Source organism: Actinoplanes sp. NPDC048796 (assembly GCF_040650035.1).
Taxonomy (GTDB): Bacteria; Actinomycetota; Actinomycetes; order Mycobacteriales; family Micromonosporaceae; genus Actinoplanes.
Genome location: NZ_JBEZGO010000001.1, coordinates 1,660,679 through 1,675,536 on the forward strand (window position 1 = coordinate 1,660,679; position 14,858 = coordinate 1,675,536).

13 protein-coding genes and 1 pseudogene are annotated in these 14,858 nt (G+C 71.6%); 3 read left to right on the forward strand and 11 right to left on the reverse strand.

Translation table 11 applies throughout. From position 1 onward, the window contains the following. Positions 1-80: 80 nt before the first annotated feature. The 5 genes and pseudogenes from AB0C26_RS07440 to AB0C26_RS07460 all read right to left on the reverse strand — a co-directional run. Positions 81-392: pseudogene (locus tag AB0C26_RS07440) on the reverse strand (CbiX/SirB N-terminal domain-containing protein); the annotation flags it as partial. Further along, positions 374-1,138: a phosphoadenylyl-sulfate reductase gene (locus tag AB0C26_RS07445; protein WP_360242965.1), complete on the reverse strand. Its 765-nt coding sequence runs from the start codon at positions 1,136-1,138 to the stop codon at positions 374-376. The pseudogene AB0C26_RS07440 and the gene AB0C26_RS07445, both read right to left, overlap by 19 nt. Positions 1,139-1,289: 151 nt before the next feature. Continuing rightward, on the reverse strand, positions 1,290-2,984 hold the full coding sequence (locus AB0C26_RS07450) for a nitrite/sulfite reductase (RefSeq protein WP_360242968.1): 1,695 nt from the start codon (positions 2,982-2,984) through the stop codon (positions 1,290-1,292). 285 nt (positions 2,985-3,269) lie between these two features. Further along, the gene (locus AB0C26_RS07455) at positions 3,270-4,820 is read right to left on the reverse strand and encodes a histidine kinase N-terminal domain-containing protein (protein ID WP_360242971.1); all 1,551 of its coding nucleotides are present in this window, start codon (positions 4,818-4,820) and stop codon (positions 3,270-3,272) included. A gap of 28 nt (positions 4,821-4,848) precedes the next feature. After that, on the reverse strand, positions 4,849-5,886 hold the full coding sequence (locus AB0C26_RS07460) for an SIS domain-containing protein (RefSeq protein ID WP_360243618.1): 1,038 nt from the start codon (positions 5,884-5,886) through the stop codon (positions 4,849-4,851). Between the two features lie 213 nt (positions 5,887-6,099). On the opposite strand from AB0C26_RS07460, the gene AB0C26_RS07465 reads away from it, so the two are divergent. Continuing rightward, positions 6,100-7,572 carry a tetratricopeptide repeat protein gene (locus AB0C26_RS07465; RefSeq protein ID WP_360243621.1) on the forward strand — a complete coding sequence of 491 codons (1,473 nt, stop codon included), beginning with the start codon at positions 6,100-6,102 and terminating at the stop codon, positions 7,570-7,572. Here the strand turns inward: AB0C26_RS07465 and AB0C26_RS07470 are convergent. The 6 genes from AB0C26_RS07470 to AB0C26_RS07495 form a co-directional block, all read right to left on the reverse strand. Continuing rightward, positions 7,559-7,777 (reverse strand): biotin/lipoyl-binding carrier protein, encoded by a 219-nt coding sequence (locus tag AB0C26_RS07470; protein WP_203776786.1) that lies wholly within the window; start codon positions 7,775-7,777, stop codon positions 7,559-7,561. The two genes, AB0C26_RS07465 and AB0C26_RS07470, sit on opposite strands and share 14 nt — an antisense overlap. Before the next feature lie 369 nt (positions 7,778-8,146). Continuing rightward, on the reverse strand, positions 8,147-8,431 hold the full coding sequence (gene rsrA, locus AB0C26_RS07475; RefSeq protein WP_360242975.1) for a mycothiol system anti-sigma-R factor: 285 nt from the start codon (positions 8,429-8,431) through the stop codon (positions 8,147-8,149). A gap of 4 nt (positions 8,432-8,435) precedes the next feature. After that, entirely contained in the window at positions 8,436-9,230 is a 795-nt protein-coding gene (locus tag AB0C26_RS07480; RefSeq protein WP_360242977.1) for a sigma-70 family RNA polymerase sigma factor, read from the reverse strand. Between the two features lie 160 nt (positions 9,231-9,390). Next, a complete protein-coding gene (locus AB0C26_RS07485) occupies positions 9,391-9,999 on the reverse strand; it encodes an alpha/beta family hydrolase (protein WP_360242980.1) in 609 nt (202 codons plus the stop codon). A gap of 13 nt (positions 10,000-10,012) precedes the next feature. After that, complete coding sequence (locus tag AB0C26_RS07490) at positions 10,013-10,417, reverse strand: WhiB family transcriptional regulator (RefSeq protein ID WP_360242983.1); 405 nt, start codon at positions 10,415-10,417, stop codon at positions 10,013-10,015. Between the two features lie 663 nt (positions 10,418-11,080). Next, the gene (locus tag AB0C26_RS07495; protein WP_360242986.1) at positions 11,081-11,785 is read right to left on the reverse strand and encodes an SOS response-associated peptidase; all 705 of its coding nucleotides are present in this window, start codon (positions 11,783-11,785) and stop codon (positions 11,081-11,083) included. 671 nt (positions 11,786-12,456) lie between these two features. Here AB0C26_RS07495 and aroA point away from each other — a divergent pair. Together aroA and rsgA are read left to right on the forward strand one after the other, a co-directional pair. After that, the gene (gene aroA, locus AB0C26_RS07500; RefSeq protein ID WP_360242989.1) at positions 12,457-13,740 is read left to right on the forward strand and encodes a 3-phosphoshikimate 1-carboxyvinyltransferase; all 1,284 of its coding nucleotides are present in this window, start codon (positions 12,457-12,459) and stop codon (positions 13,738-13,740) included. Positions 13,741-13,742: 2 nt separating this feature from the next. Next, positions 13,743-14,828 carry a ribosome small subunit-dependent GTPase A gene (rsgA, locus tag AB0C26_RS07505; RefSeq protein WP_360243624.1) on the forward strand — a complete coding sequence of 362 codons (1,086 nt, stop codon included), beginning with the start codon at positions 13,743-13,745 and terminating at the stop codon, positions 14,826-14,828. The last annotated feature ends 30 nt before the right edge of the window (positions 14,829-14,858 follow it).

Genomic DNA, 14,858 nt, shown 5'->3' on the forward strand with positions numbered 1-14,858 from the left:
GCGCCCGCGCCCGCGCCGAGAACGCTAGAACCCGCAGCCGCGCCCCCGATGCCGGACATTTCGTATTTGTCGGCGGGAGTGGGGCCGAGAACATCGGCCAGTGTCACGTGGATCGGCAGCGCGGCCGCGGCCGCCACCACAGCGGGCACGTCGACGCGCCCGTGGTAAGCCGCCGTCAGCAGGAGAGGCACCACGACGACCCGGGAGCCGGCTGGGAGCGCCGCGAGAACGTCCAGCGGCCGCGGCCCCGCGTGGTCCAGGTATGACGCCCGCACGTTCCACTGCGGCCGGGCGCGCCCCACCGCGCGGGCCAGCGCCTCGGTCGAGGCGGCGGCCCGCGGATCCCGGCTGCCGTGGGCGACCAGCAGGACGGTCAGACGTGCAGACCGCATTCGGTCTTCTCGAACATCGCCCAGCGGCCCGCGCGCGGGTCCTCGCCGGCCTTGGTCCGCCGCGTGCACGGCCAGCAGCCGATCGAGCCATAGCCCTTCTTGAAGAGCTCGTTCACCGGCACGTTCCACCGGCTGATGTAGCGGTCCACGTCGGCCTGGGTCCAGGCCGCGATCGGGTTGACCTTGACCTTGCCCTTCTTGGCGTCGAACGCGACCATCGGCGTGTTGGCCCGGGTCGGTGACTCGTCGCGGCGCAGGCCGGTGGCCCACGCGTCGTAGTCGGACAGGGCGCGCTCCAGCGGCTCCACCTTGCGCAGGAAGCAGCACTCGTCGGGGCTGCGGGCGAACAGCCGCGGCCCGTACTCGCCGTCCTGCTGGCCGACCGTCATCCGCGGGCGGATGGAGCGGACGTTGACGTTCATGGTGGCGGCGACGGTGTCGCGCACCTTCAGCGTCTCCGGGAAGTGCAGGCCGGTGTCGAGGAAGACCACGTCGACGCCGGGCGAGACCCGGGAGAAGACGTGCGCGACCACCGCGTCGGCCATCGAGCTGGTCACGCAGAAACGGTCGCCGAAGGTGTCGGTCGCCCACTTGGCGATCACCTCGGCCGGCGCGCCCTCGAGGTCGCGGGCGGCGTCGAGGGCGAGGGCCTGGAGCTCCTCGCGGGAACGGCGGGTGGGGTCCTGGGTGACGGCGGGAGCGCCGAGGGTGACCAGGTTGAGGTTGGTGGCGGCCACGATGGTCATTGTTTGACTCCTCTGGAGAGCAAGCCGTTGAACTTCACCGTGAAGACTCGGGCGCAGGAGTGGCACTCCCACGCGCCGTGCGAAGCCTCGTTCGGGAACAGGTCTTCTTCGCCGCAGTAGGGGCAGTACAGCGGGGTGGATCGGGCGTCGCTCATTTCAGAAGCTCCTCGTCGGCCCGGAGCACCCAGGTCGCGAAGGTCTCCCCCGACGACTCCCGGTCGCCGAGATAGTTGCGGGCCAGCTTCTCGACGTACCCCGGAAGCTCTTCCGCCGTTGCCTTGAGGCCGCGCAGCTTGCGGCCGAAGCCGGACGTCTGCCCCTGCGCCATGCCGAGGCCGCCGCCGAGGTGCACCTGGAAGCCCTCGACCTGCTCGCCGTGGGAGTTCATGACGAGCTGGCCCTTGAGGCCGATGTCGGCCACCTGCGTGCGGGCACACGCGTTGGGGCAGCCGTTGATGTGGATCGAGATGTCGGCGTCGAAGTCCTTGAGCCGTTCCTCGAGCCGGGCCACCAGCTCCTCGCCGCGCGCCTTGGTCTCGACGATGGCGAGCTTGCAGTACTCGATGCCGGTGCAGGCCATCGTGCCGCGCCGCCACGCGGACGGGCGGGCCTCGAGCCCGATGGCCCGCAGCTTCGCGATGGCCGGCTCGACCTTGTCGTCGGCGATGTCGAGGACCAGGAGTTTCTGGTACGCGGTCAGGCGTACCCGATCGGAACCGTGCTCCTCGACGACGTCGGCCAGCCGGGCCAGCTGGGTGCCGGACGTCCGGCCGACCACCGGCGCGGCGCCGATGTAGTTGAGCCCGTCGTTCTGCTTGTGCACGCCGATGTGGTCGATCGGCTTGGCCGGCAGCTCCGGCGGCGGCCCGTCGATCAGGGCCCGGCCCAGGTACTCCTTCTCGAGGATTTCGCGGAACTTGGCCACGCCCCAGTCGGCCAGCAGGAACTTCAGCCGGGCGCGGTTGCGCAGCCGCCGGTAGCCGTAGTCGCGGAAGATGCCGACCACGCCCTCCCAGACGTCCGGGATCTCCTCGAGCGGCACCCAGACGCCGAGGCGCTCGGCCAGCCGCGGGTTGGTGGACAGGCCGCCGCCGACCCACAGGTCGAAGCCGGGGCCGTGCTGCGGGTGGACGACGCCGACGAAGGAGATGTCGTTGGTCTCGTACGGCCCGTCGGCCAGCCAGGAGATCTGCGACTTGAACTTGCGGGGCAGGTTGGAGTACCGCTCGTCGCCGATGTAGCGCTTCAGGATCTCGTCGATGGCCGGCGTGCCGTCGACGACCTCGTCGCGGGCGATGCCGGCCACGGGCGAGCCCAGCACGACCCGTGGGCAGTCGCCGCACGCCTCGGTGGTCTGCAGGCCGACCGCCTCGAGCCGGCGCCAGATCTCCGGCACGTCCTCGACCCGGATCCAGTGCAGCTGGATGTTCTGCCGGTCGGTGATGTCGGCCGAGTCGCGGCCGAACTCCTGGGAGATGCCGGCGATGGTGCGCAGCTGGGCCAGGTTCAGCGCGCCGCCGTCGACCCGGACGCGGAGCATGAAGTACTCGTCCTCGAGCTCGTGCGGCTCGAGCACCGCCGTACGACCGCCGTCGATGCCCGCCTTGCGCTGGGTGTACAGGCCCCACCAGCGGAACCGGCCGCGCAGGTCCTGCGGGTCGATCGAGGCGAACCCGCCCTTGGCGTAGATGTTCTCGATGCGGGCGCGAACGTGGAGCGGGTTGTCGTCCTTCTTCATCCGCTCGTTGGGGTTGAGCGGCTCACGGTGTCCGAGCGCCCACTGACCCTCGCCGCGCGCCTTGCGGGGACGGGCGGCCGGGCCTGCGGGTGTGCTGCTGGGCGCCATGTCGGCGGTCCTCCGGGCTAGGGTGGGCGCGGGAGGACGCTTCGGCCGTTGTGGTGGACTCGCGACTTCGGTGTCAGGAGTGGCCGGGGCGTCTCGCGCACCCGGAACACAAATCGGGTGGCGTCAGGAACCCGGACACATCGCGCTGCGGACACGCCCGTAGTCAACGTGGCGGCGGGCCACGAAGCGGCGGTCAACTGCGGCGGTCATGTGGGCTAGCCTCTCACGCCCGGCCATTCTGGGCCAGTGTGGTCCAGATTTCGAGAATGTGTCACGCCGCATAGATCACCTTTTCCCGAGCGGCACCACCAGTACGGCTTCGGTGCCGCCGCCGGCGCGATTGCGCAGCTCAATGCTGCCGCGCAGCTCGCCCGTGGCCAGCGCGCGCACGATCTGCAGGCCGAGCCGCCCCCCGGCGTCGGCCGCGAAACCCTCGGGCAGTCCCTGCCCGTTGTCGGCCACCGTGACGTGCAGCTGCTTGCGGAACCGGTGCGCCGACACCACCACCTCGCCGGTCTCCGGACCGGGCGGCTCGGGCTCCCCGTTCTCGTCCTCGTCGGCCGGGAAGCCGTGCTCGACCGCGTTGATCAGCAGCTCGTTGAGCACCATCACCAGCGACGTGGCGATCTCGGCCGGCAGCACCCCGAACGTGCCCTCGCGGCGCATCTTGACCTGGATGCTGGTCGCCGCCACCTCGGCCGCCGCGGTCGCCACCCGGTCGACGATGCCGTCGAACTCGACCGCCTCGTCGCTCGACATCGACAGCGTCTCGTGCACCAGCGCGATCGAGGCGACCCGGCGTACCGACTCCTGCAATGCCATCCGGGCCTCGGGCGCGTCCACCCGGCGGGCCTGGAGCCGCAGCAGGGCGGCCACCGTCTGCAGGTTGTTCTTGACCCGGTGGTGGATCTCCCGGATGGTCGCGTCCTTGGTCATCAGCGCGCGGTCCCGGCGGCGGACCTCGGTCACGTCGCGGACCAGCACCAGCGCGCCGATCGGGACGCCGGCCGGCAGCAGAGGCAGGGCGCGGGTGAGCACGGTGGCGCCGCGCGCCTCGACCTCCTGGCGGGGCGGGAACTCGCCGCGCAGGGCGGCCAGGATCCGCTCGGCCGCGTCGTTGCCCTCCAGCGGGTCGGCCGCGAGCCGGCTGATCAGGTTCGACAGCTCCTCGCCCACGAGATGCGCGTTGAAGCCGAGCCGGCGGAACGCCGACTGCGCGTTCGGGCTGGCGTAGGTCACCTTGCCACCGGCGTCGAGCCGGGCCAGGCCGTCGCCGACGCGCGGGGCCGAGGTGGTCTCCCCCGGGTGCCGCGGCGGCGGGAAGGTGCCGTCGGCGACCATCTGGGCCAGGTCGTCGGCGGTGGTCAGGTAATTGAGCTCGAGCTGGCTGGGCGTGCGCGCGGTGGAGAGGTTGGTGTCCCGGCCGATCACCGCGATGACCTGGCTCCAGCCCTCCTCACGGCCGTTGTCGTCGCGCAGCCGGACGGGAATGGCCTCGTGGCGGGCCGGCGTGTCGCCGTACCAGACGGGGTCGCCCTCCCGCCAGATCCGTTCCTGGGTGAAGGCGATGTCGAGGTGTGCGACCTCGGGGCCACCGACGATCTTGCCGACCTGGTCGTCCTGGTACGCGGTGGGCGCGCTGTTCGGGCGCACCTGGGCCACGCACAGGTATTCGCGCGGCTGCCCGTCCTCCCGCTTCACCGGCACCCAGAGCAGCAGGTCGGCGAAGGAGAGGTCGGACAGCAGCTGCCAGTCACCCGCGAGCCGGTGCAGGTGGTCGATGTCGGCTGGGCCGAGGGAGGTGTGCTCCTCGGCCAGATCACGCAACGTGGACACGGCACAAGCTTTCCACGTCCATATTTCTTTAAAGGGTCGTCGTGACCTTCTTCAAGCCCCGCGGCGCGTCCGGGTCCTCGCCGCGGGCGAGCGCCAGGGCGAGCGCGAGCTTCTGCAGCGGCAGGATGTCGAGCAGGGCGCTGTAGCGCTCGTCGGTCACCGCGGGCACCGCCAGCCGCCCCGAGGCGCCGGTCACGTCGGTCGCGCCGACCGTCACCACGTCGGCCCGGCGCTCGGCGAGCCGGGTGACCACGTCGCGCATCGACCGGCCGCCGGGGCCGTCACCGACCACGGCCAGCACCGGCACGTCGGGGTCGGTCATGGCCAGCGGCCCGTGCAGCAGGTCGGCGCCCGAGAAGGAGAGCGCGGGCAGGTACGAGGTCTCCATGAGCTTGAGGGCGGCCTCGCGAGCGGTCGGATAGGCGTACCCACGCCCGGTCGTGACCATCCGGGAGGCGAACCGGTAGCGCTGCGCCAGGTCGTCGGCGGCCGGGTCGCCGAGCGCGTCCTCGGCCAGCTGGGGCAGCTTGTCCAGCGCGGCGCGTTCCTCGTCGGGCAGGCGGCCGTCGCCGGACCGGATGCCCTCGACGAGCATCAGCAGGGCGAGAAGTTCGGCGGTGTACGTCTTGGTGGCCGCGACCGCCCGCTCGTGGCCGGCCGCCACGTCGATCGAGAGCTCGGCCGCCTGGGCCAGCGGCGACGACGGGTTGTTGGTCACCGCGAGGGTGAGGCCGCCGGTCTCGCGGGCGGTCTGGAGCACGCCGGTGAGGTCGGGCGAGCCGCCGCTCTGGCTGACCCCGACGACGAGGGTGCCGGCGAAGTCGGGCCGCGCGCCGTACAGCGTGATCGCGCTCGGCGAGGCGCTGGCCACCGGCAGGCCGAGGCGGATCTCGGTGAGGTACGCGCCGTACAGCGCCGCGTGGTCGGAGGTGCCCCGGCCCACGAACACCACGTTGCGCGGCTTGCGGCGGGCCACCTCGGCGGCCACCTCGGCGATGCCGGCCGCGTGTTCACCACCGATCAGCCGAGCGAATCCGCCCGGTTGTTCCGCGATGTCCGCCGCCATCCCCTGGCCTCGCTGTGTCACGTGTTCCTCCCCTGATGAGCATCTATCGCGCAATCGATGCGCAGTCTTGCAAGAAACAGCTTAGATAGTCAACGTTTCGCGCACTAATGCGCATCACACGCCTGCTGACATACTCGCCCGTATCGCCTACTGTTCTGCACCGTGGATGTACGCCGTGCGGCCGACCGCGCACTTGAGCAGGCACGATCGGCTCTGGCGCGCGAGGAGCCGGAGAAAGCCGCCGATCACCTCGCCGGGGCCCTGGCCCACGCGCCGGCGCTCCCCGAGGTCCACGAACTGCTGAGCAGGCTGGCCGCCCGCCCCGGCGGCGGCCTCGACCTCTTCCAGGTCGGCCCGCACACGTCGGCCGGCCGGCTCGCCGCCCGCGCCCACCTGCTCGCCGCCGCCGGCCGCCCCGAGGACGGCCTGCCCTTGCTCACCGCCGCGAGCGGGCACGCGCCCGCGGCCGACTGGGCCGGCGTGCCCTGGGTCGCCGAGCCCGCCCTGGGCGTGCGCATCGAACCCGGCCTGCTCGCCCAGATTCTCATGCGCCTCTGCACCCGGGTGGGCGAACCGGCCCCGCCCACCCTGCGCCCCTACCTGACCGTGGTGCGGCACGCGATCGCCGCCTACCCCGAACACGCGATGCTGCTCGGCGCCGGCTCGGCCCTGGCCCGCCGGGTCGGCGAACACGACCTGGCCGTCGACTGGGCCGCCCGCGGCGCCCGGGTCCGCCCGTCCAAGCTCGGCGAGATCTGGCTCGGGTACGCCTACCGCAGCGCCGGTCGGCTCCCCGAGGCGCTCGCGGCGCTGCGCCGCGCGGTCGCCCACGACCCCGACGACCTTTCGGTGTACGCCGACATCGCCGGCACCCTGGCCGACAACGGCCGCCTCGAGGACGCGCTGAGCTGGGTCGACCGGGCGCTCGAACGCGACCCCGAGTACGACTGCGCGGTGCACACGGCCCACCGGCTGCGCTACCGCGCCGACGGCGACCTCATGCACCTGGTCCGCCTGGCCGACTACATCCGCGACCACCCCGACGAGTCCCACGAGCACAGCGATCTCGGCGACTGCTGCCGGGACACGCCCTGGCTCGGCGGCGCCCCGGCGGCCGCCCCGCTACCACGCGGCCACGTCGCCTCCGGCGCCGAACCCTCGGACGAGGCGGTCCGCCGCCTGCGCCAGGTGGCCGCCCTCTCCTGGTCGCACCCGTCGGCGGCGTACGACGCGGCCGTCCCGCTGATCATGCTGACCCCCGGGGACCTGACGGCCCTGCTGGCCCACCCACCGGCCGACGTGGCCGCGGCCGAGATCTGGGCCTGCCTCGGCCTGCTGCACCACGGCACCGAGGAGCCCTGGCTCGACTCGGCCCGCCGGCGGCGCCTGCTCGAACTGCTCGACGGCGGCCTCGATCGGGTGACCGAGGCGGCCCTGTTCGCCATGATCGTGGCGGCCTGGATCGACCCGGCCGCCCGCGACGACGTGGCCGGCGTCGTGACGGCCCGGCTCAGCGAGGTCGCGTCCCGGCCCGGCGCCCGCTCGGTGGCCGAACTGGCGCTGGCCACGCCCGGCCTCGACCGCTCGACCCGTCAGCTCGCGGCCGCGATGACCAGGGTCCCGGTGGTCCCCCGCCCACGCGGCCGCAACCGCCTGCTCCTGAAGTGGTCGTTCAGGCAGCGATAACCGCTATGAGGTCACCCTCCTGGACGACGTCGCCCTCGTGCACGGCCAGCTCGGCCACCGTGCCCTCCGACTCGGCCAGGACGGGGATCTCCATCTTCATCGACTCGAGGATCACCAGGGTGTCACCCTCGGCGACGGTGTCACCGGCGGAGGCCACGACCTTCCACACGTTCGCCACCATCTCGGCCCGGATCTCGTCGGCCATCGGTAATCCTCCTCGCTTCGTGGGCTTAGGTGGGGTCATCAAACCACGGAAGCGGCCCGACTACGATCGACGCGGGAAACACCGCACCGACAGGAGTCTCACCATGGCTAAGAAGGCCCGTAAGAAGAAGGCCCGTAAGAAGAGCAGCGCCAACCACGGCAAGCGCCCCAACAGCTGAGCTGGCTGGCCTCGCTCCGCTCGGCGGGCATTGCGCCCCAAGAGGTCGGTGTCGAGGCCACCGAAAACGGCCTCGGCTGCGCCTAACCGTTTTCGGCGCCCTCGACACCGACGGGCGCAATGCGACTTCGGTCGCGCTCAGAGCAAAAATGAGCCCCGCAGCGTTGCTGCGGGGCTCATTTTCGTGTCGTCTTACGGGAGGTACTCCCGCGTCTCCACCTGCACCTCGAGCTGGTCGAGCTTGATACGCAGGCGGTCGCGCAGCTCGCGCGGGGCCTTCTCGTCGCCGCAGCAGCGGGAGACCAGGGCCTTCACCTCGTGCTCGATGCCGTACTCCCGCAGGCAGCCGTCGCAGTCGTCCAGGTGCTTCTGGATCAGCGTCCGCCGGTCCTCACTGCACTCCAGGTCGAGGTAGAGGTACACCTCGGAGAGGACGATGCCGCAATCGGTGTCGTGCTCGTCGTCGTGGCCGCTCATCGGTTCACGCCTCCTGCGGTTCCGAAGCGGTCCGGGTGATGCCCCGGTCGACGGCGTACCGCTCCAGGGTCTTGCGCAGGTTGCGCCGGCCACGGTGCAGACGAGACATGACGGTGCCGATCGGCGTGCCCATGATGTCGGCGATCTCCTTGTACGAGAAACCCTCGACATCAGCGAGGTAGACGGCCAAACGGAAGTCCTCGGGCAGAGCCTGGAGAGCTTCCTTGATGTCGCTGTCCGGCAGCCGGTCCAGCGCCTCGGTCTCGGCCGACCGCAGGCCCGCCGACGTGTGCGACTCCGACGAGGCGAGCTGCCAGTCGGTGATCTCCTCGGTGGGAGCCTGCACCGGCTGACGCTGCTTACGCCGATAAGAGTTGATATACGTGTTCGTGAGGATGCGGTACAGCCAAGCCTTGAGGTTGGTGCCCTCCTCGAACTGGTGGAACGCGGAGAACGCCTTCAGGTAGGTCTCCTGAACAAGGTCCTCGGCGTCCGCGGGATTACGCGTCATCCGCAGACCAGCCGCGTACAACTGGTCCACAAAAGGCAACGCGTCCCGCTCGAAGCGCGCCCGGCGCTCCTCGGTCCGTTCTGTCTGGGCCACCCTGAGCTCTCCCCTCGACCGCCCCGCCGAGGATACGGGTAGTGCCCCATCAGCGGCTTCGAAAACCGCCGGTGTGCTGACACTCACCGATAGAGAGGCGGGTTGCGTGGCCGGCCACTCGGGGGAATCCAGCAGATCCCGCACCCGAGTCACCTCCGCGCCCTCGCGCTCGAGGAAGTCGGTTCCGGCTCGCACCTCATTTACCCCTTCCGACGTACAAGCTCCGAGCCGTACAACCGCGAAGGCGCAACTTGCATTCCCTGCTGGGCTGGCTGGCCTCGCTCCGCTCGGCGGGCACTTCGCCCCGGGAGGTCGTTGTCGAGGGCGCAGCGCGACTTTGGTGGCGGCCAGATCCTCAATTGGCCCACCCGCGACGGCGCAGCCACCCGATTGCCAGCTCGGCCGTCGTCTTGACGTCTTTGCGCAGGTCGTGGGTGGCGCCCGGCCGAACGATCACCTCGACGCCGGGTGCCGGCCGCGGCACCCCGAAGGGATCTCGGTCACCGTTGAGGACCAGGGTCGGCACGCCCACGGGCAGCTCGCCGGCGCGGGTCTTGTCGGGCTTGCCCGGCGGGTGCAGAGGAAAAGCGAGGCACAGTACGGCCGCGGCCTCGAGGGTGGTCGCGGTGCGGCAGGCGACTCGCGCGCCGCTGGACCTTCCGCCGACGATCAAAGGAATTTGCGGTACGCCCGTGCGCAGTGTCCGCACGACGGCGGTCCACGCCTCGTCGAGCTGACCGGCGGGCGCGGGCGCGCGACGGCCGGCGACCCGGTAGGGCTGGGTCACGAGCGCCACCCGTACCCCCGAAGCGACAGCCGCGTCGTGCACGGCGATCAGGTCGGGCGCGTCGACACCGCCGCCCGCGCCGTGGCCCAGAACGAGCAGGCTGACGGGCGAACCGGCCGGTTCGGTGATCCGAAGGCCGGCCGGCCCGCGCGGTGTCTCGATTTCGGAGCTGGTCACAGCCCCTATGTAATCAGCGGCTCACCGGCATCACCGGTAAGAGGGTCAGCAACCTGCGGTCTTCCTCGTCCGGCTCGTCGTCGACGCCTTCGCCGTCCGGCCCGACCCGTTCCCGCCAGGCCACCAGCATCGCCCGGCGCTCGCGCGGTGTGGTGCCGCCCCAGACGCCGTGGCAGTCGCCGACCTGCAGCGCCCAGGCCAGGCAAGGACCCTGGACAGTGCAGGTACCGCAGAGCGAGACCGCCCCTTCGGACGGCTCGTTGGGCGCGGGAAAAAACGTTTCCGGATCGACGGAACGGCAGGCGCCGCGTGTCCGCCAGGCTTCGTCGGTGCGCCGCTCGCGAATGGCCTCGATCAGCCGAGGATCGCGTCGCGCGATGGCAACTTCATGTGGACGCGGCATACGTGCCCGTGTCATGAGCCCACCTCCCCCGTGGGACCGGTCATGCGTATGGCAACCAGTCCGCACCGTGCGAACCAGCACCACTCCGGCGCAGTTTTGTATCGCAGGCGAAGAGATCAGAACAAGGGCCTTATCTATCTTGAAACAAAGTTGCCAGTAAAAAATGCAGACATTAACCCACCAATCGTCCTGTTGATCTACCCCACTCCCAGGTAATCGTTACCGACCGGTCGCCCTTTTCGAGGTCGCGCCATGGGACCGCTCCCACCGCTTCCCGCGACCCCACTCGGCGGCCTTCAGCCCTCGCTCCAGCGCCCTCTTAGCCGTCGCCTGGCCCCTCCAGCCCTCGCCTGGCGCTCCTCCAGCCCTCGCCTGGCGCTCTTGCAGCCCTCGCCTGGCGCTCTTGCAGTCCCCGCCTGGCGCTCTTGCAGTCCCCGCCTGGCGCTCTTGCAGTCCCCGCCTGGCGCTCTTGCAGCCCCCGCCTGGCGCCCCCAGCCCCCGCCTGGCGCCCCCAGCCCCCGCCTGGCGCCCTCCCAGCCCCCGCCCGGCGCCCTCCCAGCCCTAACGGGGTGCCTTTCGGCCCTTAAGCGGCGCTTTTCCGGGCCTCGAGCGGCGCCGCCCAGCCCTTGCGGCTACGCTCCGCACGGCGAGCGGCGGCGGGGCGGCCGGCCGGGCTCGTCAGAAGAGCGTCTGCTCCGCCGGGGCGGCCTGGCGCGCCGGCTCCACCGGCGGGTCGAGCAGGTGGGGACCGTTGTTGCGTACGTTGCCGACGTCCGGGCGTACCGCACGAACCTCGATCTTCTCCAGCTCACCCACCGCAAGCGGAGTGAGCAGCTCAGCGGCGTCCCCGCCGCCGGCGAGCCAGTCGGCCCAGCGCTCGCGGGGCAGGATCAGCGGCATCCGGTCGTGCACGCGGGCCAGTCCACCGAGCGCCGCCGTCGTCAGAACGCTGCATGTCACCACCGACTCCGGCCCCCAAGCCGACCAGATGCCGGCGAAAGCGAGCGGGGACCCGTCGACCGGCGTCATGTAGTACGCCTGGCGCTGCTTGCCGTCACGTACCCACTCGAACCAGCCGTCGGCCGGCACCAGACAGCGCCGCTTGGCGAAGGAGGAGGCAAAGGCCGGGGAGGTGGCCACCGTCTCCGAACGAGCATTGATCATCCGAGCGCCGGCCCGCAGATCCTTGGCCCACGGCGGCACGAACCCCCAGCGCGCCGCGTCGAGAACGCGAGCCTCACGGGTCTGCGACACGCGCACGACAGGCACCGGGTCGGTCGGAGCGACGTTCCAGCTCGGCCCCAGCGTCTCAGCCACATTGACGGCCTCGAAGAGATCGCTGAGGTCGGCTTCGCTCCGCGTCGTCGCGTACCGCCCGCACATGGCCCGAAACGGTACGCCTTCCGGCCGCCTTCCGCGGCCCCGCGCCCCGCCCCGTCACCGACATGGCACATCGCCATCCACAGAAACGCGGTTATCCACAGCCCACCGACACGATCACGCAGCCCTCCGGAAGACTGACCAGCGGGGGTTCCCCCTTGGGTGGGCGGGCACTGTGCGGGCGAGCTCCCTCGGGACGGCCAAGGCGGCGGGCGAGCTCAGCGCGCTTGGGCATACTCGCGCCGGGAGGCCCGGGGGCAGTGCGAACCGGCCCGACGCGATCGAGCGTGGGGTCGGGCGGACACACGACGCTCGAACAGGCGACGCCTGGAAGCGCGACGTCGAGCGTGGAAGGCCCAGACACGCGGGGCACGGACACGCGGGGCACCGACACGCGGGGCACCGACACGCGGGGCACGGACACGCAGGGCACGGACACGCGGCGCTCGGACACGCGGCGCTCGGACACGAGACGCCTGGGCAGGGGATCCAGGAACGCGGCGCTGCGCATGGGATGTCCAAGCACACGGCGCTCGAGCACCGGACGACGCTCGGACGCCGGTGGCGCTCGGGCGACGCGGACGGCGCCGCACGAGCGCTTTCGGCGGAAGGTTGGCGTCTCGGCCGGCGGGAGCCTGCGGGGGATTGTCGGTGGGGGCGGGCAGAATAGCCGCGTGACTGCTCAAGCTCGCCCCTGGCTTGCCCCGACCGCTTCTGGCGCGGTCAGTGGTGTTGTTCGTCTGCCCGGCTCCAAGTCGATGACGGCGCGGGCGCTGGTTCTGGCCGCGCTGGCCGGTGAGCCGTCCGTGGTGGAGCGGCCGCTGCGGGCGCGTGACACCGAGCTCATGGCGGCGGGGCTTCGCGCTCTCGGGGTCGGGGTCGACACGAGTTCTGACGAGCGCTGGGTGGTCGAGCCGGGGCCGCTGCGGGGGCCCGCGCGTGTCGATGTCGGACTGGCCGGCACGATCATGCGGTTTCTGCCTCCGGCGGCGGCGCTGGCTGAGGGTGTTGTCGAGTTCGACGGCGATCCGCATGCTCGTAACCGGCCGCTGCGGCCGATTGTCGAGGCGCTTCGGGCTCTCGGGGTGGCGATCGAGGCTTCCGCGAGCGGTGGGCTGCCGCTGACCGTGCGCGGGGCCGGGCTTGTCGAGGGCGGCGAGGCTGTCATCGACGCTTCCGGGTCCAGTCAGTTCGTCTCGGGGCTGCTGCTGTCCGCGCCCCGGTTCACCAAGGGGCTGCGGCTTCGTCATGAGGGGCCGCCGGTGCCGTCCGCGCCGCATCTGCGCATGACGACGCACATGCTGCGGGCCGCCGGGGCCGTGGTCGACGAGAGTGTGCCCGATGTGTGGGCCGTTGAGCCGGGGGTTCTGCGGGGGCGTACGTGGGTGATCGAACCTGATCTTTCCGGGGCTGCTCCTTTCTTCGCCGCGGCCATGGTGACCGGGGGCTCGATCACGCTCGCCGGGTGGCCGGCCGAGAGCTGGCAGCCGGTCGGGCGGGTCACCGAGCTGCTGACCGCGCTCGGGGCCGAGGTGATCCAGTCCGCCGAGGGGCTGACCGTGCGGGGCACCGGCTCGCTGCGCGGAATCACCGCCGACCTGTCCGAGGTCAGCGAGCTCACGCCGGTGGTCGCCGCCCTGGCCACGCTGGCCGACGGGCCCTCCGAGCTGCGCGGTGTGGCGCACATCCGCGGGCACGAGACCGACCGCATCGCCGCCCTCGCGGCCGAGCTGGGCAAGGCCGGGGCCGATGTTACCGAGTTCCCCGACGGGCTGCGGATCGTGCCGGGGGCGCCGCGGGCGTCGAGCTTCGAGACGTACGCGGATCACCGGATGGCGCACGCGGCGGCGGTTATGGGCCTCGCTGTCCCGGGCATTGCCCTCACCGACGTAGCGTGTACGTCGAAGACGTTGCCCGAGTTCCCCGAACTCTGGGCGGGACTCGTGGCGAGGAGCTGAACCTGCCTGCGCGCAAGCGGGAGTACGACGAGGACGACGTCCGGATCCGTCCGGGCCGTTCGTCGCGTCCGCGTACCCGGACCCGGCCCAAACACGACGATGCCGTCGACGCCCTGGTGATCACCGTGGATCGTGGCCGGTACGGCTGCGTGGTGACCGACGCGCCGCCGGACAGCCCCGTGATCACCGCTATGCGCGCGCGCGAGCTGGGCCGCAAGTCGGTGGTCGTGGGCGACCGGGTGGCCCTGGTCGGCGACGTCACCGGGGCGCCCGGCGCCCTGGCCCGCATCGTGCGCATCGCCGAGCGCACCTCGGTGCTGCGGCGCACGGCCGACGACGACGACACCACCCCCGAGGGGCGCCTCGAACGGGTCGTGGTGGCCAACGCCGACCAGCTGGTCATCGTGAGCGCGCTCGCCGATCCGCCGCCGCGTACCGGCTTCATCGACCGCTGCCTGGTGGCGGCCTACGACGCCGACATCGAACCGCTGCTGTGCCTGACCAAGGCCGATCTGGCCGGTCCGGAGGCGGTGCTCGACTACTACGCGGAGCTTGATCTGCCGTACGTGCTGGTCCGCCCCGACAGCGACCTCGGCGACGTGCGCAAGCGCCTGGCCGGGAACATCTCGGTTCTGGTCGGCCACTCCGGGGTCGGCAAGTCCACGCTGGTCAACCGCCTGGTGCCGGACGCGCTGCGGGCGGTCGGCGCGGTCAGCGCCATCGGCAAGGGCCGGCACACCTCGACCAGCGCGGTCGCGCTGCGCCTGCCGCCGGTGGGGCGCTCCCGCAAGGATCCGGGCTGGATCATCGACACGCCGGGCATCCGCAGTTTCGGGCTGGCCCACGTCAGCGCCGAGAGCCTGCTGCACGGCTTCCCCGACCTGGTCGAGGGCACTCTGGACGACCAGCCGAACTGCGGGCACACCGCGGCCGACGCCGGCTGTCGCCTGGACACGTGGGTGGCCGAGGGCAAAGCCGACCCGCGCCGCCTCGCCTCGTACCGCCGGCTGCTGGCCTCCCGGGCCGGCGAGCCCGACGGGCGGGACACCCCGCCCGACGACGACACCGTGCAGAACCACCCGGTCTGAGACTCACAGGCCGGGTGCGGCGGGGATCGG

Bases quoted from the DNA above. Each gene is read 5' to 3' on its own strand.
- AB0C26_RS07445 (WP_360242965.1), bottom strand. From the start codon at position 1,138: ATGACCATCGTGGCCGCCACCAACCTCAACCTGGTCACCCTCGGCGCT.
- AB0C26_RS07450 (WP_360242968.1), bottom strand. From the start codon at position 2,984: ATGGCGCCCAGCAGCACACCCGCAGGCCCGGCCGCCCGTCCCCGCAAG.
- AB0C26_RS07460 (WP_360243618.1), bottom strand. From the start codon at position 5,886: ATGGCGGCGGACATCGCGGAACAACCGGGCGGATTCGCTCGGCTGATC.
- AB0C26_RS07470 (WP_203776786.1), bottom strand. From the start codon at position 7,777: ATGGCCGACGAGATCCGGGCCGAGATGGTGGCGAACGTGTGGAAGGTC.
- rsrA (WP_360242975.1), bottom strand. From the start codon at position 8,431: ATGAGCGGCCACGACGACGAGCACGACACCGATTGCGGCATCGTCCTC.
- AB0C26_RS07490 (WP_360242983.1), bottom strand. From the start codon at position 10,417: ATGACACGGGCACGTATGCCGCGTCCACATGAAGTTGCCATCGCGCGA.
- AB0C26_RS07495 (WP_360242986.1), bottom strand. From the start codon at position 11,785: ATGTGCGGGCGGTACGCGACGACGCGGAGCGAAGCCGACCTCAGCGAT.